Annotated in this window: 22 protein-coding genes and 1 riboswitch; of the genes, 7 read left to right on the plus strand and 15 right to left on the minus strand. The window is 50.5% G+C overall.

The features are described 5' to 3' along the window. Nucleotides 1-181 precede the first annotated feature (181 nt). On the plus strand, nucleotides 182-1,390 hold the full coding sequence (locus ACFVU8_RS14960) for an AI-2E family transporter (protein WP_379465082.1): 1,209 nt from the start codon (nucleotides 182-184) through the stop codon (nucleotides 1,388-1,390). On the opposite strand, the gene ACFVU8_RS14965 is transcribed toward ACFVU8_RS14960, so the two are convergent. From ACFVU8_RS14965 to alaS, 11 genes are all read right to left on the minus strand, one after another. Beyond that, nucleotides 1,351-3,165 (minus strand): peptidoglycan D,D-transpeptidase FtsI family protein, encoded by a 1,815-nt coding sequence (locus ACFVU8_RS14965; protein WP_387428170.1) that lies wholly within the window; start codon nucleotides 3,163-3,165, stop codon nucleotides 1,351-1,353. The genes ACFVU8_RS14960 and ACFVU8_RS14965 overlap by 40 nt on opposite strands. Nucleotides 3,166-3,316: 151 nt before the next feature. After that, nucleotides 3,317-5,371, minus strand: a complete 2,055-nt coding sequence (locus tag ACFVU8_RS14970; protein ID WP_387428171.1) for a methyl-accepting chemotaxis protein — start codon at nucleotides 5,369-5,371, stop codon at nucleotides 3,317-3,319. Nucleotides 5,372-5,607: 236 nt separating this feature from the next. Further along, entirely contained in the window at nucleotides 5,608-7,869 is a 2,262-nt protein-coding gene (locus ACFVU8_RS14975) for a methyl-accepting chemotaxis protein (protein WP_387428172.1), read from the minus strand. Nucleotides 7,870-8,062: 193 nt separating this feature from the next. Then, entirely contained in the window at nucleotides 8,063-9,394 is a 1,332-nt protein-coding gene (locus ACFVU8_RS14980) for a peptidase U32 family protein (RefSeq protein WP_387428174.1), read from the minus strand. 44 nt (nucleotides 9,395-9,438) lie between these two features. Further along, on the minus strand, nucleotides 9,439-10,371 hold the full coding sequence (locus ACFVU8_RS14985) for a peptidase U32 family protein (protein WP_175374082.1): 933 nt from the start codon (nucleotides 10,369-10,371) through the stop codon (nucleotides 9,439-9,441). A 98-nt stretch (nucleotides 10,372-10,469) separates the two neighbouring features. Beyond that, nucleotides 10,470-11,519 carry an endolytic transglycosylase MltG gene (mltG, locus tag ACFVU8_RS14990; RefSeq protein ID WP_387428175.1) on the minus strand — a complete coding sequence of 350 codons (1,050 nt, stop codon included), beginning with the start codon at nucleotides 11,517-11,519 and terminating at the stop codon, nucleotides 10,470-10,472. Between the two features lie 372 nt (nucleotides 11,520-11,891). Then, complete coding sequence (locus ACFVU8_RS14995; RefSeq protein WP_175374081.1) at nucleotides 11,892-12,200, minus strand: DUF1292 domain-containing protein; 309 nt, start codon at nucleotides 12,198-12,200, stop codon at nucleotides 11,892-11,894. Further along, on the minus strand, nucleotides 12,193-12,501 hold the full coding sequence (locus tag ACFVU8_RS15000) for a DUF1292 domain-containing protein (protein ID WP_066373645.1): 309 nt from the start codon (nucleotides 12,499-12,501) through the stop codon (nucleotides 12,193-12,195). The genes ACFVU8_RS14995 and ACFVU8_RS15000 overlap by 8 nt, the downstream gene beginning before the upstream one ends. 11 nt (nucleotides 12,502-12,512) lie before the next feature. Beyond that, the gene (gene ruvX, locus ACFVU8_RS15005) at nucleotides 12,513-12,929 is read right to left on the minus strand and encodes a Holliday junction resolvase RuvX (protein ID WP_387428177.1); all 417 of its coding nucleotides are present in this window, start codon (nucleotides 12,927-12,929) and stop codon (nucleotides 12,513-12,515) included. Next, entirely contained in the window at nucleotides 12,926-13,201 is a 276-nt protein-coding gene (locus ACFVU8_RS15010; protein WP_066373638.1) for an IreB family regulatory phosphoprotein, read from the minus strand. Before ACFVU8_RS15010 ends, ruvX begins: the two co-directional genes overlap by 4 nt. A 321-nt stretch (nucleotides 13,202-13,522) precedes the next feature. Beyond that, a complete protein-coding gene (gene alaS, locus ACFVU8_RS15015; RefSeq protein WP_175374080.1) occupies nucleotides 13,523-16,156 on the minus strand; it encodes an alanine--tRNA ligase in 2,634 nt (877 codons plus the stop codon). Between the two features lie 574 nt (nucleotides 16,157-16,730). Then, a riboswitch (TPP riboswitch) is annotated at nucleotides 16,731-16,832 on the plus strand. Nucleotides 16,833-16,960: 128 nt separating this feature from the next. On the opposite strand from alaS, the gene ACFVU8_RS15020 reads away from it, so the two are divergent. The 5 genes from ACFVU8_RS15020 to thiH are packed head-to-tail and all read left to right on the plus strand — an operon-like array spanning nucleotide 16,961 to nucleotide 20,772. Continuing rightward, a complete protein-coding gene (locus ACFVU8_RS15020) occupies nucleotides 16,961-17,605 on the plus strand; it encodes a thiamine phosphate synthase (RefSeq protein WP_387428178.1) in 645 nt (214 codons plus the stop codon). Nucleotides 17,606-17,609: 4 nt separating this feature from the next. Further along, nucleotides 17,610-17,813, plus strand: coding sequence for a sulfur carrier protein ThiS (gene thiS, locus ACFVU8_RS15025; protein WP_387428180.1), 204 nt, complete (start codon nucleotides 17,610-17,612; stop codon nucleotides 17,811-17,813). Nucleotides 17,814-17,817: 4 nt separating this feature from the next. Then, nucleotides 17,818-18,852 (plus strand): ThiF family adenylyltransferase, encoded by a 1,035-nt coding sequence (locus ACFVU8_RS15030; protein WP_387428181.1) that lies wholly within the window; start codon nucleotides 17,818-17,820, stop codon nucleotides 18,850-18,852. A gap of 34 nt (nucleotides 18,853-18,886) precedes the next feature. Beyond that, nucleotides 18,887-19,657 (plus strand): thiazole synthase, encoded by a 771-nt coding sequence (locus tag ACFVU8_RS15035; RefSeq protein ID WP_387428183.1) that lies wholly within the window; start codon nucleotides 18,887-18,889, stop codon nucleotides 19,655-19,657. Nucleotides 19,658-19,668: 11 nt separating this feature from the next. After that, nucleotides 19,669-20,772: a 2-iminoacetate synthase ThiH gene (thiH, locus tag ACFVU8_RS15040; RefSeq protein WP_387428184.1), complete on the plus strand. Its 1,104-nt coding sequence runs from the start codon at nucleotides 19,669-19,671 to the stop codon at nucleotides 20,770-20,772. Between the two features lie 291 nt (nucleotides 20,773-21,063). Here thiH and ACFVU8_RS15045 read toward each other — a convergent pair whose 3' ends face one another. The 4 genes from ACFVU8_RS15045 to ACFVU8_RS15060 form a co-directional block, all read right to left on the minus strand. Next, a complete protein-coding gene (locus ACFVU8_RS15045) occupies nucleotides 21,064-21,315 on the minus strand; it encodes a DUF3977 family protein (RefSeq protein ID WP_387428769.1) in 252 nt (83 codons plus the stop codon). Between the two features lie 129 nt (nucleotides 21,316-21,444). Beyond that, nucleotides 21,445-22,044, minus strand: a complete 600-nt coding sequence (locus tag ACFVU8_RS15050) for a YjgB family protein (protein ID WP_387428185.1) — start codon at nucleotides 22,042-22,044, stop codon at nucleotides 21,445-21,447. Nucleotides 22,045-22,368: 324 nt separating this feature from the next. Then, the gene (locus ACFVU8_RS15055; protein WP_379465104.1) at nucleotides 22,369-23,001 is read right to left on the minus strand and encodes a LysE family translocator; all 633 of its coding nucleotides are present in this window, start codon (nucleotides 22,999-23,001) and stop codon (nucleotides 22,369-22,371) included. 175 nt (nucleotides 23,002-23,176) lie between these two features. Next, nucleotides 23,177-24,568, minus strand: a complete 1,392-nt coding sequence (locus ACFVU8_RS15060) for an MATE family efflux transporter (RefSeq protein WP_379465528.1) — start codon at nucleotides 24,566-24,568, stop codon at nucleotides 23,177-23,179. Nucleotides 24,569-24,813: 245 nt separating this feature from the next. On the opposite strand from ACFVU8_RS15060, the gene pdxR reads away from it, so the two are divergent. Further along, nucleotides 24,814-26,253, plus strand: a complete 1,440-nt coding sequence (pdxR, locus tag ACFVU8_RS15065; protein ID WP_387428187.1) for a MocR-like pyridoxine biosynthesis transcription factor PdxR — start codon at nucleotides 24,814-24,816, stop codon at nucleotides 26,251-26,253. Nucleotides 26,254-26,266 lie beyond the last annotated feature (13 nt).

The raw sequence follows: 26,266 nt of genomic DNA on the forward strand, positions 1-26,266 counted from the left end.
GGCCAAGTGTGTATAGCTTTCACCGCCTTTTTGCGGATATCTATCATCGGCACAAAAAAACGTTACCCCCTATTTTAACACAGCTATCAAAGAAATAGACGCTTTTTAAGTAAAATCGTGTACAATGGACTCAAGTTGTAAAGACCTGACATTTCATCGGAAAAGGAGTCGTTCAAATCTTATGCTCCCCTTGTACAAAAAATATTGGCGCACGTTCTTTGACATTGGATTAATCGTGCTTACGGTGTATCTGGTTATGTTTTCCTTCAGCAAGCTGTATCATTTAGCCGCCCCTGTGTTCCTGTCTTTCTTCGTGTTTATCATTATTGAGCCGCTGGCACGGTTTCTGAATCGCCGAGGTCTCGGCAAACCGTTCGCCTCAGCAGTCTCCGTTCTGTTCTTCCTCGTTCTGCTGCTAGGAACGCTGTTCGGTGCTGGCCTGCTAATTACGACTCAGGCAATGCTTTTTCAGGACAACCTGCCAAGGTATACAAGTATTGTGCAAGAGCATTTCGTGGAGCTTACCGGCTATCTTCAACATAAAGTCGACACGCTGCCGCCGGATCTGACCCATAAAATCAACGGGTATTTCAAGGATGCCACCGACATCCTCTCTTCATGGCTCGTTATCTTCTTTAAGTATATGATCGGACTACTGGGCTCGTTCTCTTCTTTTATGGGAAATTTCGGAATCGCCATCATTCTGGCCTTTTTCCTCAGCATGGAAATCAAGGACTGGAAGAAAATCGCCCATGAGAAGATGCCAAAAACCCTTAAGACCGCCTATGCTTTTCTGCAAGGGAATGTATTTAAGGCGATCGGCGCCTATGTCAAAGCCCAACTCATTCTCATCAGCATCACCTTCGTCATCGTTCTGGTTGGATTGTTCATCCTAGGTACCGGTAATGAGCTGACGATGGCCTTAGTCTGTGCCGTGTTCGACGTTCTCCCGCTGCTAGGCGTATCGACCATCTTGATTCCTTGGATCGTGTATCTCTTCATTATCGGGAACACCTCCATGGCGATCGGTCTGATTGTCCTTCTCGCTGTGGTGTTAATCCAACGGCAAATTATGGAGCCGAAAATCACTGGTAACTCCATCGGTGTATCTTCCGCTTTCCTGATGCTCTCATTCGTTATCTTATCCATGTCAGCGTTTGGCGTAGCAGGCTTAATCCTGTCCCCAATACTGCTGATTCTGATCAAGGAATTGATCCAGCAGGGCTACCTCCAGCGTTGGATCTACCTGCCGCAGGAAGAATTTATTGTCTCTCCTTTCGCGGCATCCGGGTCAGAAGCCGAGTCCTCCAAGACAGACCACAGCGATCCTGAAACAGAACGCCAGGCAGATCAAGCTCCTGAAGTTGACGAGAGCAAATCAAATACTTGACCGAACAACTTCGTAGCTGTATGGGCACTTCCAGGAGTCACGTTCTGAACAGACACAGCTACGGCATATCGCGGCTGGTCTATAGGCCCATAGCCAATAAACCACTGATTATTGCGGGGAACACCCTTGACCTGCGTCTGGGCTGTTCCTGATTTACCAGCCAACGGCCAGCGGGCGGTCATCAGACTCCGTCCGGTGCCCTCAGTCACCACCTGTCTCATCCATGACAACAGCAGCCGAGTCGTGGATGCTGAGATTCTTCCGGTCCCGGACGGTGACAGATGTCCCGGCAAATCCTCCAGCTTCTGGCCATTCGCAAAAGTGACCTTCTGCAGGATGCGGGGAGCGGTGACCTCCCCGCCATGTAGCAGGGTCACTACCAGATTAGCGGCCTGAAGCGGGGTGACCTGCACATCGCGCTGCCCGATGGCAGTCTGCACTCTTGCGCCGCTGTCATCAGGCAACAGGGACGTGAAAATCGTCCCGTGCTGCTCCCCCGCCAGCGGCCTCAGAAGTGGCAGTCCCAGCGTATTCTCGGACTGCCAGCCAATGTCCCTTCCCAGTCCCAGCGCCCACGCGGCGGACTGGATCTGCGCGCCGCTCAGACGTTCGGCGAGCGCGGCGAATACAGTATTGCAGGACACGGCGAACCCTTGCGCCAGCGTAAGGGGGCCGTGTCCTTTTCCTTTTAGGCAGGATAATCCGTACTTCTCATATTGGCCGGAGCAAGTAAAGACTTCCTGCGGCGTTGTAACTCCGGCCTCCAGAGCCGCTGCGGCGGTGACAATCTTGAAGATGGAGCCGGGGACAGCGGCTTGCAGCGCCCGATTATTCCACTCTCCACCCTGAGGCGAAATATCCTGCGGGTTATATAAGGGTAGAGAAACCATAGCTTCAATATCCCCATTCCGTGAGTCCAATACAACAATCGCGCCTTCCTTCATGCCACTCTGAGTCGCCAGCTTCTCAATGTCATCCTGAAGTTTTTTGTCTATCGTTGTGTACAAAGACAACGGGTAGTAGGGATTGCCCGGCGAACGGACTTTGAGCGGACTGCCCGGAAGACGGTTTCCCCTAGCATCCACTTGCACATACGCCTCGGTATGACCTACACCCCGGAGCAACGGCTCCAGGGTTTTCTCCAGTCCATCCGTTCCGGTCCTTGGAATCCTGAGGCCTGAAGAACTTGCTAACTCGCCACCCCCCTGCGGGACTGCTTCAGACAGGTAGCCTAGCCACTGTTGTCCTGACAACTGACCGTCATACCTCCGCGCGAACGGCAGTACCATCACTCCATCGATATCAAGCTCTTTCAATTCATTGGCTTGGGCAGGGGACAGCGCCAGAGGTGCTTTTCCTTTAGGGGATGGCCATAGCAGAGGTTCCTTCAGGACTGCGACTCTGTTCAGCAGCTGCTGATAGCTGACTCCCAAAATGGCCGCCAGCCGGTGCATAGGGCCATCTTCACTTCGCTCCACCTGCGCCTTCACACTAGCCGCCAATTCTTCTTGCGGGAAAAGAGCGGCTGTCCAGATCGTTTCCCCGGCGAGAGGAATTCCGTGCCGGTCATAGAGACGCCCACGCCCACTGTCCAGCACTGTTTCACGCTCACTCTGGATTTCTGCCATCTTGGCCAAGGTATATGGGGTACCAGGGACAGGCCGATCCTTGATCACGAATTGTACCCAAGCCAACCGCAGGATCAATATTCCCACGGCAGCGGATAAGATCAACAGCGAGCTGAACAGACGACGATGGTGATTGTTGGTACGCAATGTTGCCTTCCCTCCTGACAGGATTCCTTATCCCTATTATGTCCCACCTTTCGTCATTAGAATCTTTCCCCACGTGATAAACAAGCACAAGAGCAAGCCCTAACTTCTGGAGCCTGCTCTTGTGAAATTCACATTTTGGGTTAAACAGAAACTATACTCTGAACCTTGCTAGGCTGGTCTTTAATTTGGCGGAAGCCTTCTGCAAACTTGCAGAGAGCTCCACCAGATGGTCGCTGACACTCTGCTGCTCGCCACTGAGCGAAGCCACCTCTTCTGAGGCTGCTGACGATTCTTCAGCAATAATACTGACGCTATCCATTGTCACAGAAAGCACTCGCTGCGATTCCCCGAGCCCGTCAATTGAACCCGTAACTGCATCCAGGAAGGTGATGAATTCATTCATCTGCCCTTGTACAGACACGAAGAGATCGCTGGTACTTTGTACCGAAGCGCTTTGCTCTCCGAACATTGGAGCCACCTCGTCAAGAACCGTGACCGTTTCATTCATCTCAAGCATGATTCTATCAGTGATTTCTCCCACCACTGCAATCGAGCTTCTCGATTGATCATCAAGCTGACGAATTTCACTGGCTACGACCATGAACCCCTGGCCTGCATCTCCAGCCCGTGCAGCTTCAATGCTGGCATTCAGGGATAAAATATTCGTCTGCTGCGCAATACGCTGCATGACATCCAGAACCTGAATCACGGACGAAGCCGTTGTCTGGAGGTTATTCACTTTGTTCACCAGCGTCCGGGTTCTTTCCTCCGTAATCTGTGTCCGGCTCTTGAGTTCCTTGAGCATCGCAACACCTTCGGTACTGAACTGTTCAACACTGTGTGCCCTGCCGTTCATCTCATGCGTAGCCGCTGTTACCTTGTTCATCTGCTCCGAGATCTGCCCGGACAAGGCATTGCCATTGTCCGCCTCAAGAGCCAGACTGCCCGCTCCCCCAGCAACCTCTTCCATAGCAGCAGCAATATCTTTAGCAGCAGATGCCGTCTTGCGGGAAGCACTGCTTAAGACATCCGACATCTCCAGCACCTCCTGAGCGGTCTCATTGGTGCGGTCGACGAGTTCCGTAATTCGCTCCATCATAGTATTGAAGGAGAGCGACAATTGGCCGATTTCATCCCGTGATTTGAACGATGTCCGTACACTAAGGTTCCCCTCAGCTCCCTGGAACATTAAGTCCTTGAGCCGGGTCAACGGCCTTGCGACCATTCGCACCATCCACAGCCCAATCAGAATAGCCATGACTGCGGCAGCGCCAACCGCGATATAGGTCGTCTTCAGAATACGTACCGCATCTTGGGTTAAATTCTCGGCAGGCACGACACCCAGCAGCTTCCATCCGGAACTCTGCATCGTTCCATATACCGCCAGAATTGACTTTCCCTCCTCATTCTTGGTCGGCAGAGCGCCTGAAGAAGCTTGCTTGAGCCCTGTAAATAAAGTGCCCCCCAGACTTAGATAAGTGTCCGTCTCGTTCTGCACAGAGGATGCGATCAGCTCATCCTTTTCAGTCAGCAGCTGAATGTAAGAGCCTGTCCCCAGATTCACCTCGCCTAGCAGCTTTTCGACCTCACTAACCTTTATATCACTGATCGCAACATAGCCCGAATCTTGGGAATCTCCTGCAATCGCTTTCGCATAATGAAAAACCTCTGGAGCTTTCGCTCCCTTCATCTCTTTGGTCAACCATAGCCCTTCTGGCTTGTCCGACAACTGGCTGAACCAGGATGCCGAGCGTGCGCTCTCCATAAAGGGTTCATCCTTGACCCCGGCAGCCACAATCGGCAATGATTCCTTCGCAGGAATGAGATACACCGCCTGCACGCCCTTGGCGCTCGACAGCCAGTTACTTAGCTCTGCAGCAATAACATCTACTGACAGCCCGGAAGCAGACTGGCTGGCCTCTTTCATAGCGCGCTGTATCTCTTTGTTGTAAGAGATTTGGCCCAAATTATCCTCGTAACGGAGCATGGTAACATCCAGCTTCTCCGCAGTTTGAATGACCGTCTGCTGGTTGGAAGACAATGCATTGTCTTCAATGGTCTGCTCAGCAACGGAATAGGAGGTATAGCCGAGCGAGAGCACTATTATCATAGTAGCTATGAAAAAAACGAGAAAAAGCCGCAGTCCCAGAGATTCAGCGGGATGCAGCCGGGAAAGAAGGCTGCGTTGTTTGGTTGTTGACTTCATCAGTACAGATCACCTGCCATCATCTACAGTTATTAGGTTACTTAAATTATTACAAACTACTATTTTAAACCAAAAACACTGAACCTGCTGTGATATAGTTGTACGCGGCCAACCAGAAATGTAACTCTTCATTGGCTTACGTTCGCTCCCTGAAAATATAAAACAGCCGCCTCTTCTCGGAGAAGAGGCGGCTGTGACAGGTATTCGTAGGTAATCTGGCTTCTCAGTTAGGTTATTTATATTTTGAACAGAGAGAGCTTTTCCTTCAATTGTCCCGATACACTTTCCAGTTTCCCGGACAACGATACCAGTTGATCGCTGACATTCTGCTGCTCGCTACTTAGCGAGGCCACTTCTTCCGAAGTAGCAGATGATTGCTGAGCAACGGCACTTACGTTGCCCATCGCTTCAGACAAGACCCCTTGCGAATGATTCAAGCTGTTGATGGAGGAGGTTACAGACTCCAAGCTTGTAATAAATTCATCCATCTGATCTTTTACAGAGACGAAGATATCACTGGTGTTCTTCACCGAACCCATTTGTGCCTCAAAGAGCGGCGCAACTTCAGACAATACCGCGACCGTCTCATTCATCTCGGTCATGATTTTGTCAGTAATCCCGGCCACCAGCGCAATCGACTGCTTGGACTGGTCTGCGAGTTGACGAACCTCGCCAGCTACGACCATGAAACCCCGACCAGCTTCGCCTGCCCGAGCGGCTTCAATTGTAGCATTCAGGGACAGAATGTTCGTCTGCTGAGTAATATTCTTCATGACATCAAGCACCTTGATCACAGAGAATACCGTTTCTTTCAGATTGTTGACACGCGCAACCAGCGCTCCTGTCATCTCTCCGGTACGGCTTGTCTGACCCAGCAGCTCCTCCAACTGATTTGCACCTCTGCTGCTGGCCTCACCGACACTACGTGCAGCTTCATCCATCTCAGAATTGGCGTACACGACGGTCTGCATTTGCGTAGCAATCAGTTCAGTCAATTCATTGCCGCGCTCTGCCTCCAGAGCCAGACTGCCTGCACCACCAGCAATCTCTTCCGTGGCCGCAGCAATTTCTTTAGCAGACACAGCTGTTTTACGTGATGCATCGCCCAGCTCTCCGGCAGTTTCCAGCACCTCGCGCGCCGTTTCCGTCGTCTGCGCTACAAGCTCTGTAATCCGTCCCATCATTGTATTAAAGGATGCGGACAGTTGGCCGATTTCATCTTGGGATGCATACTCAGTACGAACGCTCAGATCCCCTTTTGCCCCTTCTACCATCAGATCCTTGAGACGGGATAGCGGACGGGCAATCATGCGGACCATCCAGTAGCCAAGCAGAATGGCAAGCACGGCTGCGCCCCCGGCAGCGAAGAAGGTTGTCAGAAGGATTGGATAAGCCTCTTTGACCAATTCACCAGTAGGAATAATGCCAGACAGCTTCCAGTCTGCTTTGGTCATCGGATTGAAGACAGCCAGAACCTGCTTGCCATCTTCATCTTTATTTTCCTGACTCTTATTCTTTGTCTTGCTATCTTTGATGAATGCAAACTTGGATTCTAACCCATCCTCTGCAGGTGTATTAGAAGCGATAACAATACCGTTAGGATCTACCAACTGTATGCGGGCGCCATCGCCCAGTTTGACACTCTTGAAGGCATCTTCCAGCATTTTATTCTTCAGTTCCAGCAGCATCACATATCCTGAATTCTCGCCGAGATTTCGGAGTGAGCGCACCATAGCGATATTCGTTCCGCCTTTGCCCTCAACTGCAGTAGAGAACCAGTAATTCTGCGCGCCATCGGTATCGGAATAATGCGATTTATACTCCTTGGTCCGTTCAACCGCCTGTTTGAACCAATCCGTGTCCCTGATACCTTCAAGCACCAGGCCCGAACTACCAGTAGTGATAACATCGGAAGCCGCTTCCTCCGGAATCAGTGAGATACTGACTACGTTGGAGTCGGAGGTCGTTTGGCTCGATAGCTTCTTGCCGATTGCACTTGAAGCCACAAATTTATCGTAATAGTTATCCGCTTTGTCCAGTGACGTCAGATCATTCTGAATCTGCGGATCAAAAAACAGCTGAAGCGCCAAAGTTTCATATTGTTTGAGAATAATATCCATCTTCTCCGAGTTCTGAATAACCGTTTGACGGTTAGCCTCTGCGACATTACTCTTAATCGTACTTTTGGCTTTTGAATACGACAACAAACCCAGAAGCAGTACGACTACGACGATGGACGATAAAAATATCAGGAACAGCTTGACTCCGACTGATTTCAACGGATTCACTTTTTTCATTTGACTCACCGAGCCCCGCAGCACGCTTTTCATGCTTACGCCTGATTTAACGCCGTCTTTGAGCTTGCCGATACTGGATGCACCGGCCTTACGCTGGTTCTTTTTCTCTGTGTTTTCTTTCACCGACTTCTCATTCTTTCCCACTCTCATCCTTCTCTCTTTCTGCTCATCACTCTTACTCTCCTGTTCCGGAGTTCCCATTAGATCACCCACCAGTTTGATTAGAGATATATGTAAGCGTTGTCTGACTTATATATCGGCAAACAGTCCTTTTTTCCTTAGGCTTTTTGAATAATCTTTTCCATGAGTATGTAACTTTTAGCCTATTTGGGAGTAGAAAAAAACGGGACCATCCTCTCTCAAGCGAGGTTGGTCCCGTTTTTTACATCAATTCTTATTTTCTTTTGCGCATCATGTCAAAATAGGCCACCGGTGCATCCACTTTCATACGCACCTTCTGCAGCGGATGACGGGCAGCATCCAGCGGATTGCCTTGCTCGTCCCAGATCTCTCCTACCGTCTGCTTGAAGAAGGTATCATCCGGTCCAAAGAACTCCACTTGCTGTCCCGGCTTGAAGTGATTCCGCTGCTGAATCAGGGCAGTACCTGTCTCGGCATCATATTCCAGCACCAGTCCGGCAAAATCATACGGAGCCGCTTTTTCTTCAGGCTCATAGATATGATCCTCATGGTCCGGTGTATCGTAGAAAAAGCCTGTATTGAGCGGACGGTTCGCCGCTTTATTCAGCTCTTCCAGCCATTCCGGCTTCAGCACATAGCCTTCAGGATCAGCCATATAAGCATCAATGGCTTTGCGGTACGCATTAACTACTGTAGCCACATAGTGAATGGATTTCATCCGGCCCTCAATCTTGAAGCTGTCAATGCCGACCTCGATCAGCTCGGGAATGCTTTCCAGCATACACAGGTCTTTGGACCCCATGGTGAACGGATTGTCCTGTGGCTCATGCAGAGGAAGCTGGGTCACTCCTGGCAACAGGCGTTCAGGTGACTGCATAGCTTCTGCCTGCTCTTCTTCAGACACCCAAGTTCCATCCGGACGCGCATCCTCGAACAGATCGTATTTCCAGCGGCAGGACTGGCAGCAGCCCCCCCGGTTAGAATCCCGGTCCGTAAAGTGGTTGGACAACACACAACGACCAGAGTAGGAGGAACACATCGCACCATGAATAAAGCTCTCGATCTCAATATCCACATGTTTTTTAATCTCGGCGATTTCCTCCAGGCTTGTCTCCCGGCCCAGAACGACACGAGGTAGTCCTTCTTCCTTCCAGAAGGATACGGCTTGCCAGTTCAGAGTAGACTGTTGGGTGCTGAGATGCACCTCCAGGCCCGGAACCAGGCGGCGTGCCGTATCCACAATAGCCGGATCGGCTACAATGATCGCGGCAATGCCGGCTTCATATAAATTACGCAGGTATTCTTCAATCCCTGCGACATCTTCATTGTGAGCATAGATGTTCGTTGCCACAAAGACCTTCGCGCCATATTTCTTGGCGAATTCTACACCTTCGCGCATTTCCTCAAAGCTGAAATTATCAGCATTGGAACGCAGGCCGTATTTTTGTCCGCCAATATAGACGGCATCTGCACCATAATGCACGGCGAATTTCAATTTTTCCAAATTGCCCGCCGGAGCCAGGAGCTCCGGTTTGTCCAGACGGTAACGTTTGCCCTTATGCTGCGGTTTGGTCATGGTACTCATTCCTGTTCTCCCCTCCATTTCCCCATTCTGCGGGGTCTATACGATTAATACACTTGCTCTTTATAAAAGAATCCGAAAGACAGTTCGCGCTCAGGGTCCTGCAGCTTACGAACCTCATCCAGCCATTCATCCTGGAAGGCATAGCCTTCAGGATCAGCCGCATACGCATCAATAGCTGTGCGGTAAGCTCGAACTACGGCAGCATTATAGACTGTCGGCTTCAGCAGCCCTTCAATCTTAAAGCTTTGCACGCCCGCTTCCATCATGATATGCAGGTCTTCCATAATGCAAATATCATCCGAACTCATAATATGAGTGCCGTTATCATCTTCGTAGATCGGGAAGATCTCACCCGGACGCTCCGCTTCGACCAGGAACAGACCGCGCTCCTTGCCCATGCTTCCGCCATCCGTTGGGCGTCCTTGGTGGGCCATATAGCTAGCTACAAGCTTCCGCTTGGAATGGTAAATGTTGGTCATTCCATGCACCTGAACCTGGGCCTCTATTTCCAGCAGCGGCACCATCTCCGTAATCTCGTCCATGTTCAGCTCACGGGCCAGCACAACGCGGGATGCGCCTTTGCGTCCCCAATAGTTAGACGTAGCGTAGTTGGTGGAAGTCATCTCCGCGTTCCAGTGCAGCTTGAGACCAGGCGCCTCCTGCTTCACGGCAGCCAGCACGGCCGGGTCACCAAATTCAACAGCGTCAACGCCCAGCTCGCCTATAGCCTTTACATAGGCTGGCAGTTCATCAAGCAGACTATTGGGCATCAGACCGCCCAGCCCCGCAACGACTTTGCAGCCCCGCGCATGAGCCATCTCTATAACTGCCTTGGTGTCCTCTAGCGTGAAGTGCCCAGCCAGCCTCATGCCAAAGCGGTCATCCCCGATCAACAGCGCATCTGCACCTGCATCCAGCAAGGCTGCCGCTTCTTTAAGCGATGCTGCCGTCGCCAGCAGCTCCGGTTTTTTGTTCATTGATAATCCTCCTACGTCTGTCACAGCTTACAAGCCGGTGATGTCCCTGCGGCGCCTTGACCAGGCCCACAGTCTGCACCACTCTCCATTGTAATGCGTTACTGCGAAGTTTGTTTACTTTTTTGAATATTGGCTAAATGTTCCTTATATGTCTTGGCAAAAAGATGACCCTTACTGCCATCCTTCTTCGTGACATAGAAATAATAATCGGAAGCTTGCGGCTCCAGCGCCGCCTGAATCGACGGCAGACCAGGGTTGCAGATCGGTCCCGGCGGAAGTCCTGCATTCTTGTACGTATTATAAGGACTCTCAATCTCAAGATCCTTGTAGAGCAGCCTTTCTTTTGGTTGATCTAGCAGATATTGAACCGTGGCATCAATCTCCAGCTTCTGTCCCTTTTTCAGCCGGTTATAGATCACTCCCGCCACCAATGGACGTTCTGTATCGACTACAACCTCACGCTCCACCAGTGAAGCGACGGTCAGCAGCTCATGCAGACTGAGGCCTCTTGCCTTGAGTTTTTCGTGCCAATTCGGAATGGTATCAAGCTTCTTCACCAGCTGTTCCAGCATCGCTTCCAGGATTTCCTGCGGCTTGCTGTCCTTTGGCAGCTCATAAGTCTCCGGGAAAAGATACCCCTCCAGACGATGACGCAGCTCCGGCTCTTGCGGAATTCCAAGAACGTCAGCCTCTTTCAGCGCCTTGCCGGAATTCATAAGATCTACAAAGACACCCGAATCCAGCTTAGAGGCAGTAGCCAGCTTGTCAGCCACCTGCTCTGCCGTGTATCCTTCGGGAATGGTGAACATCAGGGTCTCTTCTTTGACAACATCGCCGGCATTCAGCCGTGCAATGAGCTCATCATAGGTATCGCCTGGTTTTGCCACATAGGTGCCAGCCTTGAATTTCGAGCCTTCCTTGGTCCATTTCAGATATCCTTTAAAAAAAAGACTGTTACGGATAATCCCATTCTTCTCAAGCAGGTCAGCAATTCCAGCACTGCCCGTGCCTTTCTCAATTGTGAACGTTACGGGTTGCCCGGCAGGAGCTACCGGCTGCATCCCGTTCCAAATGTACCACGCTCCTCCAGCTCCTGCTGCAATCAGGAGAATTAGGATCAGTAGCACAGTGCGGACTGCGGATTTCAATGGATCTCCTCACTTTCCGACTATAAAGTATAAAATTGTATCGTCCCAAATTCAACCTATAATTTTATGGCTCTATACCAAAATCAGTGGTTGACGCTGCATGGAGGCGCTACGGGTCTAGAGGGTTCTTCCGATCACTATTAAAGCCTGATTTCTGGATTATACAAGGAATTATAGGTTGAAATCGGGCTTTAAAGGCGAACACTACCGTTTCTCCAGAATCCCTCTGGCCCTCACCTCTAACGCCAGCGTATAATCCACCTCTGATTTTTAAATAGAGCCATTTAAATTAAGGCTTTCCATGCAAAAAGAGCGCGGAATACTCCGCCCTCCTTCATGCCAACTGTAAATGTAACGTACGCTGATCTCGTCCTATTCCAAATCCTCATCTGGAAAAGTTAGCTCATCGTACAGCTCTGAAATATCTTCCCATTCTTCATCGTCGACGATGCTTTCCAATTCAGGAAGCCCGTCAGGCGAGACTACAATCCGAAGAATATCATATTCTCCGTTCTTGCCGGAACCCTCCAGCACCGCGTAACCGCGGCCACCGACTTCAAACTCCGCAATAATATCGTAAACGGAAGATTTGCCTTGCTCATCTTCCAGTTCTACAGTCTCTCCGTACGCATCTTTAAGACGGGAAGTCCATACCGCTTGATCAGCGGACAACTCAGTCATTCTCTGCTCCCCCGTCCAGCTCGTCGACCAGGGTATTGAACGTCTCTTCGACGATCGCCCACTCCTCGTCATTCTCGATCATGAACAGTTGCAGATCATCGCCGTCTTCCTCATAACGGAAGGCGTACACTTCGTCGGACTCTTCGTCTTCGGAATCCAGCGGAACTACCATCATGTACTTGGCATCCGAACCGTCAACCTCAAACTTCATGATGACCTCGAATTCCTCTTCATTACCTTCCTCATCGGGAATATAGATAATTTCCGGTTCTTCTTCTTGGCCAATATGTTCGTTTGTCATATGCGCACCCCTCACCTTTTACTGTTAGCATCCAAAAAATTTTGCAAAATCAGGGCTGCGGCCATTTTGTCCACAATCCCTTTGCGCTTCTTTCGGCTGACGTCCCCTTCAATCAGCACCCGCTCGGCGGATACCGTCGTCAGACGCTCATCCCAAAGGTGTACGGGCATTTCCAATTGTTCCCGAAGCTTGTCAGCGAACTCTATGCAGATTTCACCACGGGGACCTACGGTGCCGTTCATGTTCTTCGGCAGCCCAACCACGATTTCTCCGATCTCATGCTCCTTGACGAGTTCGCGGATGCGTTCGAACTCTTTACCGTCTCCGCGCCGCTCAATGGTCTCCAGAGATTGTGCCGTCCAGCCGAAAATATCACTCGCGGCGACGCCGATTCTACGGTCGCCATAATCCAAACCCAGCTTCTTCATTTGGCGTTATCCACCTGATGATTGGCTAGATAGAACCGCACCAGTTCCTCAATCAGCTCATCACGTTCTTTTCTCCGGACCAAACTTCTAGCATTGTTGTGACGGGGAATATAGGCCGGATCTCCGGAAAGAAGATATCCTACGATCTGATTGATCGGATGATACTCCTTCTCTACAAGCGCATTGTATACCGCAAGCAGAATTTCCTCGGGAGAAGCTTCCTTCTCATCGCCCTTCACATTGAATTTAACTGTTTTGTCCATGGAGTCCATATGTGACACCTTCCTTCTGCAAATCACCTGTAGCAGGCGGCTTCGCAAACTCGCTGCTGTACAGCTTACTTGCTGCCCTCATCATAACATATTCATGCCCCAACAAGAAAATCCTGCCTGGATATAACGCTTTTTTTTGGCATTTCATCTACAAAAAACGTGAAATTTTTGGTCTTTGAGCTATTGCCAAAACCACTTTTCGCCTAAATCAGATGGCCCGGCCACGAAGCAGCGGTACTGAGAGGAAAGACTCAGTACCGCTGTCTGTCTTCGCAAATGCAATTTGGGCTTCGGGCCTTTGGACCGGGTTCGCTCTCTAGCTTATCCCAGCGCTGCTACCAATTCTTCAGCCTTGGCCAAAGCCTCGCCCAGCTTCGAAGCATCCTTACCGCCGGCTTGCGCCATATCCGGACGTCCTCCGCCGCCGCCGCCGCATACTGCAGCCACTTCTTTCACCAGCTTACCGGCATGATAGCCGCGCTTCACCAGCTCTTGAGGTACGGCTACGACAAAGTTTACTTTATCGTCCATGGCTGCGCCCAGAACAAGCACTGCGTCAGGCAGCTTGCTCTTCAGCTCGTCGGCTGTGGAACGCAGGGCATCCATGCTGCCTGCTTGCACAGATACAGCCAGTAGTTGCGTTCCGCTGCCAACCGTCTTCACGCTGCCAGTCAGCTCCGCTGCAAACGTAGCACTCAGCTTGGATTGCAGCGACTCGTTCTCACGCGACAGCTCGCGTACTTGACCATGCAGAGCTTCAATCCGCTTCGGCACATCGTTCAGGGAAGACTTCAGCAGTCCAGCGGATTGCTTGAGCAGATCCAGCTGGCTCTCAGTGAACTGGTATGCATAGCGTCCAGTTACAGCCTCAATCCGGCGTACACCGGAGCCGATGCCGCTCTCGCTAAGCAGCTTGAAGATTCCAATCTGCGAAGTATTGCTAACGTGGCAGCCACCACACAGCTCCAAGCTGTAGTCGCCAACCTGAACCACGCGGACGATATTACCATATTTTTCACCGAACAATGCCATAGCTCCCATTGCCTTGGCTTCGTCAATCGGCTTGTTCTCAATCACTACATCCAGACCGCGCCAGATTTGCTCATTCACACGGTGCTCAATTTCACTGAGCTCTTCCGGCGTAATAGCACCGAAGTGTGAGAAGTCAAAGCGCAGACGTCCACCTTCTACCAAAGATCCTGCCTGATTAACATGTCCGCCCAGCACTTCCTTGAGCGCTTTGTGCAGCAAGTGAGTCGCGGTATGGTTCTTCACGATGTCCTCACGCTCGGCGCGGTTTACCTCGGCACGAACGGTATCTCCTACGCGCAGTTCACCAGCTTCTACTGTTACCAGGTGTACATGCTGACCATGTGGCGCCTTGAACAATCCCTTGACTTTCGCGGTTACGGAACCGCCGCTCAGCACACCCGTGTCGCTTACCTGACCGCCACTTTCCGCATAAAACGGAGTAGTGTCAAGAATAACCTGAGCTTCTGTGCCTTCGCCAGCGAGGTCTGCCAACTCGTTATCGACAACGATCGCAACAATTTTGGATTCAGTTACCGAGTCATTATAACCAACAAATTCGCTTTTAACCGTCAGTTCAGAAAGGGCTCCGCCTTGAATTTTCATGCTGCCGCCATCTTGGCGTGCAGCTCTTGCACGGTCACGTTGCTCCTGCATCGCTGCATCAAAGCCCTCGCGGTCCACCGTCAAGCCCTGCTCAGCAGCGAAATCTTCTGTCAGGTCGAACGGGAAGCCGTAAGTATCATACAACTTGAACGCGTCTTTACCGGCAATAACACCAGCGCCGCTCTCTTTGGCTTTGCTGCTGATTTCGCTCAGGATAGCCAGACCGTCGGATAGCGTCTCGTGGAAACGTTCCTCTTCTGTACGGATGATCTTCGCAATATATTCGCGGTTCTCCACAACGGACGGGTAGTACACGCCCATAATTTCGCCTACTGTTTCAGTCAGCTCATGCAGGAATGGACGATCCAGACCCAGGGTCTTTCCGTAACGGACTGCGCGGCGGAGCAAACGACGAATAATGTAGCCACGACCTTCATTAGAAGGAAGTACGCCGTCGCCCACAGCGAAAGTAACTGTACGCACATGGTCAGCGATGACTTTAAGTGCAATGTCCTGCTCCAAGCTATCCTTATAAGTTACACCAGCAAGTTGTGCTGTCTTCTGGATAATCGGCTGGAACAAGTCAGTGTCGAAGTTGGAATCTACATCTTGCAGGATCGAAGCAAAACGTTCCAGACCTGCACCTGTATCAATATTTTTGTTAGGAAGCGGTGTATAGCTGCCGTCTTTATTATGGTTGAACTGGGAGAATACCAGGTTCCAGACTTCCAGCCAACGCTCATTTTCCCCGCCTGGATACATTTCAGGGTCACTCAGGTCATTGCCGTAAGCTTCGCCGCGGTCATAGAAAATTTCCGAGCAAGGACCGCATGGGCCTTCGCCGATATCCCAGAAGTTCTCGTCACCCAGCTTAATGATGCGTTCAGCAGGTAAGCCTACTTTTTCATTCCACAGTTTGAAAGCTTCTTCGTCCTCGGCATATACAGTTACGGAGATGCGGTTTGGATCAAAGCCGATCCACTCTTTACCCGTCAGGAATTCCCAAGCCCAGGTAATCGCTTCTTCCTTGAAATAGTCGCCGATGGAGAAGTTACCCAGCATCTCGAAGAACGTATGGTGACGACGCGTCTTACCGACGTTCTCGATATCGTTGGTACGGATACACTTCTGGGAGTTCGTCAGACGCGGATTCTCCGGAATCTCACGGCCGTCAAAGTACGCCTTCAGCGGCGCCATCCCGGCATTGATCCATAGCAGCGATGGATCGTTGTGAGGTACGAGCGAAGCGCTCGGCTCGATTTTGTGGCTTTTACTTTCGAAAAATTGCAGCCATTTGGAACGGATTTCACTTGCTTTCATGATATACAGCCCCCGTCTTATGCTTAATTTTGAGATCACGGTTATTCGGAAAAACAAATGGAAAACAAAAAAACGCCCCTGAAAATTCAGGGACGATTAGATCGCGGTACCACCCTGGTTATCGCCTTATCCCGTTGTAGCAGGAGAATTGCAGACGATCGCCTTGTCGCGGCTGTTAACGGGAACCCCCGGCGGACTTGTACCCGCACTCCGAAATTAGCTTTCCACCGGCCTGTCTCCAGGGTTCTCACAGCCATTACGACAATCTTCGTAAAGGAACCCGTTCTCTGTGCAAGCCATCTTCCGGTGTACTCCATTTCATCAACGTTTTACACATTTGCTTTTTAACATTTCAAGTATATCCACAGCCCCGATTCCTGTCAATCTAACCCGCACATATTCCGCATCTTGTCACCGAGATTCTAATTTACACATTATTCACAATTAATATTTGCTCAATATGGATGTTAATACATCTCCATCAATGTTACCTCCGTTTAAAACAAGCGCAATGCCAATTCCCAATTGTAACTCCCTGAATAATCGTGTATAGTGACATTAACAATCTCATACGAACCGACACTAGGGGAGCCGCGAGGCTGAGACGAATGTAACATTCGGACCCTTTGAACCTGATCTGGTTAATACCAGCGTAGGGAAGTGCGCGTTAAGAGTCCGGTCTTGCCTATTTTGTGGCTTGTTTTCCGTTGTCATGCTTAGCCGTCTTCCGATCAGGAAGGCGGCTTTTTTGTGCTCTATTCGATGGAGATTAACACCAATACACAATCGGGAGAGATTCCTTTTATGAAAAAACGACTTCCCGCCGTTAGCGGCCCTGAACTGCATCTGATCTCCCCGGAAGGAATACCGCTCGCCGATTGGCTGCGACTTTCTCTAGCCGTTCTCCCCTACGTTGACTATTTCCACCTGCGGAATAGACAGCTTACCGCCAAAGCGCTACTCGAAGCCGTAAATCAAATGCAGCAAGCAGGCATTCCTCTTGAATCCATCGTCATCAACGACCGGCTGGATGTCGCACTTGCAACAGGCGCTGGCAATGTACAGCTAGCAGGACATAGCCTGCCTGTAGCTGCGGCGCGGCCGTTAGTCTCAGAGATGCGCATCGGGTGCTCCATCCATTCACCAGAAGAAGCAGTCGACGCGGCAAGTGAAGGAGCAGATTACTGCCTTTTCGGCCATGTCTATGAATCTACTAGTAAGCCTGATTTCCCCCCCCGTGGGCTGGACATCCTCGAAGTAACTGCAGCCAGGTGCCCTGTTCCGGTCATTGCCATCGGAGGAATTCATCCGGGCAATGCCGGAGCAGTCATCAGGCACGGTGCAGAAGGAATTGCCATACTATCAGGAATTAGCAGTGCAGCAGATCCAGCGGCACAAGCAGAAGCTTACCGCGCAGCCATTCAGACTGCATGGCTTGAGAGGAGGTGAAAATATGCAGGTCCAACTTAACGGAAAAACGACTCGCCTAAGCGAGCATTGCATTACTATTGCCGATGTTTTGGCAGAATCGCCCTGGAGCGGACGGCGAATTCTTGTGGAAATTAACGGTGAAGTCGTGCCGAGAGAAGCTTATGGCCGTACCTCACTCTCTGAAGGTGACCAGATAGAGTTTGTACATTTTGTAGGAGGAGGCTGAGAGAATGGCTTTGACTGCGGAAGAACAAGAGCGGTACAGCCGTCAGGTACGTTTTCATGGCATAGGTTCGGAAGGTCAGGACAGATTGGCCCGCTCCAGTGTGCTTGTTCTGGGTGCAGGCGCACTGGGGTCTGCCATTGCCGAGACGCTGGTCCGTGCCGGGGTAGGCCGAATACGAATCGTCGACCGGGATTATGTGGAATGGAGCAATTTGCAGCGCCAGAATTTGTACAGTGAAGCCGATGCGGAGCAGAGACTACCTAAAGCAATCGCAGCCGCACAAAGATTACGAAGCGTGAACTCGTCTGTGACCGTGGAAGGGATAGTAGCCGATGCTGCCGCCGAAGAGATTGGGGAGTATACAGTCGGAGTCGATTTGATTCTCGACGCTTCCGACAATTTTGAAATCAGAATGATTATTAACGATATCTCGGCCAAAGCAGGCATCCCTTGGATTTACGGCGCTTGCACAGGAAGCAGCGGTATTTCTATGACAATCCTCCCCGGAGAGAGCGCCTGCCTCCACTGCCTGATTGACGAGCTTCATGCGGAAGGTGATACCTGCGACACAGTAGGCATTATTCAACCAGCTGTTCAGATGACTGCCGCTTACCAAACGACCGAGGCGTTAAAATGGCTCGCCGGACAGAAGGATTCTCTGCGCGGCACGCTGGTTTCCTTTGATCTGTGGGAGAATCGGCATGTCTCGGTCGCTACGGAGCAGCTTAAACGTGCCGACTGTCCGAGCTGCGGCGAGAAAGCGGTCTATCCCTTCCTGTCTGCGACCAATCTGTCCAAGACCGCTGTATTATGCGGCAGAGATACCGTACAGATCCGGCCGGCCCGGGCGGTTCTCCTGAATCTGGAACTATGGGAAGAGCTGCTGGCAGTACACGGTGAAGTTAGGAGAAATCCATACATGCTTTCGTTGGAACTGGAAAAGCACCGGATTGCATTGTTCCCGGATGGCCGGGTACTCATTCACGGCACGTCGGATACCGCCGTGGCCCGTACGCTCTATCATCGATATTTTGGCTAAAAAATAACTTGGCTTTAAGAGAGGAGTTCTACGTATGAACGACATCTTTCAGATTGGCGGCAAAGCACTGACCAGCCGTTTGTTCATTGGTACCGGCAAGTATAACCGCAACACACTAATTCCCGAGGTGATTGCAGCATCAGGCGCTGAAGTCATTACTGTCGCGTTAAGAAGAGTCAATCCCGAGTGGGGTGAGGAAAATATTTTGCAGCATATCCCTGGCAGTATGACACTACTTCCCAACACCTCCGGTGCCCGGAGTGCAGAAGAAGCCATTCGCATCGCCCGGCTCGCCAAAGCGGCTGACATGGGCAACTGGATCAAGCTTGAGGTCATTAAGGATCAGCGCTATTTGCTGCCCGACAATATAGAGACCATCCGCGCGACAGAAGTATTGGCCGCAGAAGGGTTTGTCGTGCTCCCATACATGACCCCCGATCTCGGCGCTGCTCTGCGGTTGCGGGATGCCGGGGCGGCGGCAGTTATGCCGCTTGGATCGCCCATCGGCAGCAACCGGGGTCTGCGGACCAAAGAGCTCGTCGGTATCATGATTGAGGAAGTAGATCTGCCTGTCATCGTGGATGCAGGGATCGGCCGCCCTTCAGAAGCAGCGGAAGCCATGGAAATGGGCGCCGCCGCTGTGCTGCTGAATACGGCCATCGCCACTGCACGTGATCCGCTAGGTATGGCGGCTGCCTTCCGGAATGCGGTAACAGCAGGCCGACTCGCTTATCTGTCAGGGCTGGGTCCGGTACAGCAGGAAGCCGCCGCTTCTTCGCCATTGACCGGATTTCTAAGCCAATAGGAGGGTAAAACATGAGCTTCTACGATAGACTGCTAGAATTAGAACGCTTCCCGTTTAGAGAGCGGTTCCCGGAATATACGGACCTGGATATCCAGCGCATTTTGACTAAGCCTAAAATGAATGAAGACGATCTGCTTGCCCTCCTCTCTCCTGCCGCCGGGAGACATCTGGAGGCTATCGCTCAGAAAGCGCAGCAGGTCACCCGCAGTCAATTCGGTCAGGTCATGCAGCTCTTTACGCCGATCTATGTATCGGATTACTGTGTGAATCATTGCGAATATTGCAGTTTCAGCTATATTTATGATTTTCCGCGTAAGAAGTTGGACATGGACGAAGTCGAAAAAGAAGCAACCGCGATTGCCGGGACCGGCATTCGGCATATCCTGCTGCTGACAGGCGAATCCCCTAAAGACTCCCCTGTCAGTTATATGAAGGAATGTGTTCAGGTACTGCGGAAGCACTTCTCATCCATTGGCATCGAAGTTAACCCATTGTCCGTTCAGGAGTACCATGAGCTTGGAGAGGCGGGCGTGGACAGCTTGACACTCTTTCAGGAAGTCTATCATCAGGAGACATACAGAAAACTACATATAAAAGGCCCTAAACGTAATTTCAGGGCTCGTCTGGATGCTCCTGAACGAGGCTGTGCGGCTGGCTATCGCTCCGTCACGATAGGCGCGCTGCTCGGCCTGCATGATTGGCGGCAAGAGGCTTTTATTACAGCACTACATGCTAATTATTTGCAGAGCAAGTATCCCGACTGCGAAATCAGCCTGTCGATCCCGAGGTTCCGCCCGTTTCTGGGAGACTATCATCCCGATTCGGATGTCACCGACAGTGCGCTGGTGCAGGTTATACTCGCGTATCGCCTTTTTCTGCCCCGGGCCGGAATTACCCTCTCCACCCGCGAACCAGCACATCTGCGCGAACGGCTCATCCATCTTGGCGTAACCAAAATGTCGGCAGGTGTATCAACCGCAGTAGGCGGACACGTTAGCGACGGAGGCACCCCTCAGTTTGAGATCTCCGACGGTCGAAGTGTGTCTGAAATCAGGGAGATGCTGTATCAGAACGGATTGCAGCCGGTGTTCAAGGATTGGGATATTCTGGTGTGATAGAGCGCAGACACTACTTGATTTTCGAGAAATCTACTTTATAACGAACAGTATCTTTTTTACTGCCATATTGATAGATTAACTCCGCATCCTGAGCGTAGTTAATCTCAAAAATATCAAAAGGCACAAATAACCGATTTATGTACGCAGGCGAGTTCGGCCAGTTTTCAGATTCTACAGCATCATTATCTTTATTGATGATGACGTATAGAAACAATTAATTTCTTCAATTTCCAATAACCCCTATCTGCTCTTGATCACTTCATATTATCCTATGAAGAGTAAATAGGTCTATTCTATCTTGCTTACAATCCCAAAGATCACTTTAAATGCGTTTCTCTGTTTCCTTGACACTTTGAACCCTTGCTTCAAATCGAGAATAAGGACAGTTTTCCTTATCCAGATTCTGAGGTACACCGATTGGAAACGGATGGGGCCGGCGATTCCTTTTTCCTCCACTTCAGTGCCATCACTTAATTCGGTCTCTGTTCGAATCAGCCATTTATTGCCGATCCCAAATTCTATGTATTTTAATGGACTCACCTCATTTTTCTTCACCACCCAAATAATAGTAAACAACTTCTCAAAAAACAACAGAACAGCGCCCCCAGGGAAGCGCTGTTCTGCTTTTAATAGTATTTTAAGCCGGGGTAAAACCTGCTTATTTGTGCATTAAGAATGCAGCAAATTAATATGATCTAAATCCGTGCTGCTGTTGAAAATAAACTCCAGTTTATAATCACCGCGAACATAGGTTAGTTTTGTTTGTTTGAGCTTGCCATTTTTAATGGTAGTTGTAGAGGTCGGAGCAAACCAATTTTTCTTCAGCATACTCATCGTGATGCCGCCGATGTTGGTCTGGCGTTCAACATTTGTGCCCAGGTAGCGAATTTCGCGAATCTTGTCCAGTTTATAGGCAATTGCATACCCCGGATGGCCCATTTCTGCGTGATAGACTTCAAATGCATCTGCATCTGGAGCCTTTTGCTCAGGCTTGCCGATCAATTTATAAACATCCTGACGAGTGCTCTTGCCCACGGCCAGTCCGCTGACAGAGCCAGGGAATTGGCCTTTAAGCGCTGGCTTATAGAAGCTGTTCAAGGTTTTCAGGGCTTGTTCTGACGCCGAGCTCGCCGCAGGTACGGTTGCTTTCGCGGATGCAGCATGGCTTACAGGCAGAAGGCCTGGATTCGCTATAACGGCCCCTACACCAACTACGGTCGTCAATGCAGCAGCAAGGGTTATTTTTAGAATGGGTTGTTTCAAAGTCATCGTGAACTTCCTCCTTGTGTATAGCGCTTATGTTAGGACCATCTTAGCACGGAGGATGTGGCGGTAAGTAACGATCCTATGAAAGAAACCTTACTGCTTTGTAACTTCACGAGTACTAATATACATCCTGAACTGGATGCCTTCCACTCCAATTCCAATAACAGGTTAGTTCTAATTCCGATGATGACACGGGTGAAGCCGGGAAAAAGCCGCTCCCTCTCTTTGCTGACAGTAACCGGCCCATAATCACGGCTATTATTGCGATCTTCGTTACAGAAAATTCATTTTAGTTTGCAAAGAATTTACCTTTAGGGCTTCGCTCACTTAGAAATATTGTCTCACACTGATCACAAACTGATAGAAGAAATAACCTGCAAAACCGATCAGGACTACGCCCGCTGCAATTGTCACCCATTTGATGGCCGTGTGGTTCAACGCTCTCCGCGTAGTCGCTACAATCGTCATTAGGCCCAAGTCATGGATCAGAATGCCGAGCATGATCCCCAAACCGACGATCAGGAAGCTTCCTTTATTGGATTGGTCGAATGAATCCGCGAGCACGGTGCCGAAGACGCTCACCCAGAACACAAGATTACCTGGCGAAACGGCAACGAGCAATCCATTTTTATAAGATGAAAATAGCGATTTGGTGTTCTTCTCTCCGGCTAGTGAAATATCATGATTCGCATTCTTGATGCTGTCATAGCCCACGTAACATAAGAACAGCGCACCAACCAGCCACATAATCACTTGTATGATTGGAAGAGATAGTACCGAAGCCAGGCCCAAATAGAGCCCGATGATTAACAACATGTCCACGGTCATTCCGCCCAGTCCGACAATCCATCCGTGCATGAATCCATTCTTGAGTCCCTGCTTCGTCATTTCAATTGTAATCGTACCAACTGGAAGAGCGATAGAGAATCCTAATAGAACGTAGGTAAGTAATAGTGCCATTTCTTTAAAATCACCTCTGTATATTTATGCGTAATTATTTATTTTACACGATGAAATCATTAGGATCAATCCCTTTTTCTTCAATTTACTATACAAAAAAGAGAGCCACATATTTTATGCAGCTCCCCGCTATACCCATCTCTGTCCTGTCTCTTATTTAGCTTATGGCAGATTCTTAAATCAGCTTATGCGCATACCACTTCTTGCCGCGGAACCGCCACAGGAAAATACCCCCGCGGACGGCCCATTCGCTGTTCATCGCCAGCCATACCCCCAGAATGCCGTAGCCGAGCACGATCCCCAGAATATAGCCAAGAATTACCCGGAACAGCCACATGGTCAGCATTGAAGTGATGGAAGTGAATTTGGAGTCCCCCGCAGCCCGTAACGCGGACGGCAGGACAAAGCTGATGGCCCACAGCGGCACCTGTGCGATGGAATTGACCAGCAACACCACAAACAGATCATGAATAATCTCCGGTGGCGGCGAGAAGATCGATACCAGCGGGTGGAACAGCGGCATCAGAATTAAGGCAATCAGCGCCAGCGACCCGGAACCGATCCAGAGAAAGGCCTTGATGAACTTTCTGGCATCAGCGACATTCCCCCGTCCAATACATTGACCGACCACCGTCACAATGGTTAGTGACAACGCGCTGACCGGAATCTGAAACACCATAGCGAGCGAACCCGCGATAGCATTGGTCGCAATGGCGTAGGTACCCAGGCTGACAATGAATACTTGGGTCAACAGCTTACCGCCATTGAAGAACATCTGCTCTGCTGCGAATGGCAGGCCGATGAACATGATTTTTCGAAGCATAGTCATTGGAATATGGAACAAGTCGCGCACGCGGACTCGTAGTGCAGTGTCTACTTTGAACAGATAGTACAAGGCACAGGCCATTCCCACATAACGGGCGATATTAATCGCAAGTGTCATTCCCAGTACACCCATATGCAGCAGGTTAATAAAAACTACGTTGAGGACAACGTACAGCAAGTTCATGATCAACGACAGTACCAGGGACGCCCGGGTTCTACCGACACCCCGTAAGGCTCCGCACACCGCCTGAACCGTAGCGATACCCAGATAAGAGATGCTGCTGCCGATCAGATAAACCCGCGCGCTATCCAGTACGTCAGCCGAAGCTGACCCGAACAGAAGATTAAGTATAGGCGTGTGGAACCCCATCAGCAGAAGGCCAATGCCAACCGCGATCAGTGACACCGAAGTGACAGAGCCTGCTGTCGCCTGAGAGACCATTCGGTCATTGCCGCTTCCCTTATACTGTGCAACTACTACCGTTCCCCCGGTGGCAACCGCGACAAAGACGTTGATCAGGAAAATATTCAGCGCATCCACCATATTGACCGCACTGACCGCCGCTACTCCCGACGAGCTGATCATCGCGGTATTCACCAGGTTGAGCCCGATAATGAAAGCCTGATCAATCAAAACCGGAATAAACAACGCTATAATTTGCCGGTAATCCATGCTCTCCCCTGAGAGGTACTTTTCTAGAAAACGTTTCTTCGGAAGACGAGCGCGAAGCTGCATAACCATCATCACATTCTTTTCTGTAAAATTGGAAAAAACTCTTCACATGAAGAGCCTTTTCAGAAAAACACTAACTGTTCCGTAACCACTTTACATTCAGTTTACACTAAATACGATGTTAAGTCTGTACTCCAGGGCAACATATTTATCTCAAAAGCTGGAATATGGATCGACTGGGTAGTCCCCACCGAAATAGTGTAGAATGAAAAAAACTACCCTAATCAGGATTAGCAATGGCAGGTGATAAATATATGTGGAAACCGAATCGGCAAAGCAACAGACCGGTGTATCTTCAAATCGCTGATCTTCTGGGAGAAAAAATAGCACAAGGAGAGTACCCTCCTGGCAGTAAGCTACCCTCGGAACGGAAGCTGGCGGAGCAGTACAAGGTCAATCGCAGCACGGTAGTGCTCGCTTATTCAGAGCTGCGCTCACAGGGTGTGATCGAGACCCGGCCAGGCAGCGGGACGCTTGTCAGCCCGTTCAGACAAAGAAGTGTGCCCCCTACGCCGAGTTGGCAGGCTTACGCGGATAGCGGCAACTTTCTGCCCAATCTCCCCCTGCTCCGCCGCGTCCGCGAAGCACTGGAGCATGATCCCGGGCTGATTGATTTTGCCAGTGGAAAGCTTTCGCTAGAATTGGTGCCGACAGACGAGATCAATCGTATTATTAGCGAATACCGTTATTCTCCGCATGAAGGGCCCGATCTTCCGCAAGGGTATCTTCCTCTACGTCAGGCCTTGGCAGAATTTCTTGCACGCTATAGGGGCATCCAGACGACTCCGGATTCTATAATGGTCACTTCGGGCTCACAGCAATCACTGCACTTAATTACCCAATGCCTGCTGTCACCGGGTGATGCCATTGGGGTCGAGTCGCCTTCTTTTTTCCGTTCATTGTCGATGTTCCAGTCAGCAGGACTACGGTTATTCAGGCTGCCAGTGGATGATGAGGGCATTTGCCCGGATAGTCTGCGCACACTGCACAGGAAGCATCGGATCAAGATGCTGTTCATCAACCCTAATTTCCAGAATCCTACTGGAACGCTGCTGAGCAGGGAAAGACGTAAGCTACTGCTGGAGACAGCCAGCGAGCTGCGGCTTCCGGTTGTAGAGGATGATCCGCTGGGCTTGACCGGATACAACGGGGAACAGGCCTTCCCGCTGAAATCTGAGGATACAGCCTCCGGTATGCTCTATACAGGCTCCTTCTCCAGAATTGCTGCACCAGGCCTGCACATTGGCTGGATTGTTGCCCCGAAGTCTATCCTCAGTCGACTTGCCGATGCCAGACGGCAGATGGATCTTGGCTTCAGCATCATCCCTCAGCATATTGCGGCAGAGTTTATGTCTTCGCCTGCCTTTGTGTCCCACCTGGAGCTTTTGCGGCAAAGGCTTCTGTACAAGCGGAATTTAACCATCAGTGCCTTGGAGCGAGAGCTGCCTGGGATAGTCAGCTTCAACAAGCCTGAGGGTGGAATCTATCTATGGTGCAAGCTGCCGGGCGAGATCAACGAAAGCAGGCTGCTGGAAGCAGCACTGCAAAGAGGTATAGCGTTTGTGCCGGGCGGGGTATACGGCGCTGAGTCAGGTTATCTGCGGCTGGCCTATAGCAGACCGCCAGATCAGGACATTGTACCTGGCGTAACTGGCCTAGCGGACGCTGTGCGCGCCGAATTGCAGAAATACTAGAAAAATGACACCA

Source organism: Paenibacillus sp. NPDC058177 (genome assembly GCF_042883835.1).
In the GTDB taxonomy this organism is placed as follows: Bacteria; Bacillota; Bacilli; order Paenibacillales; family Paenibacillaceae; genus Paenibacillus_AQ; species Paenibacillus_AQ agri.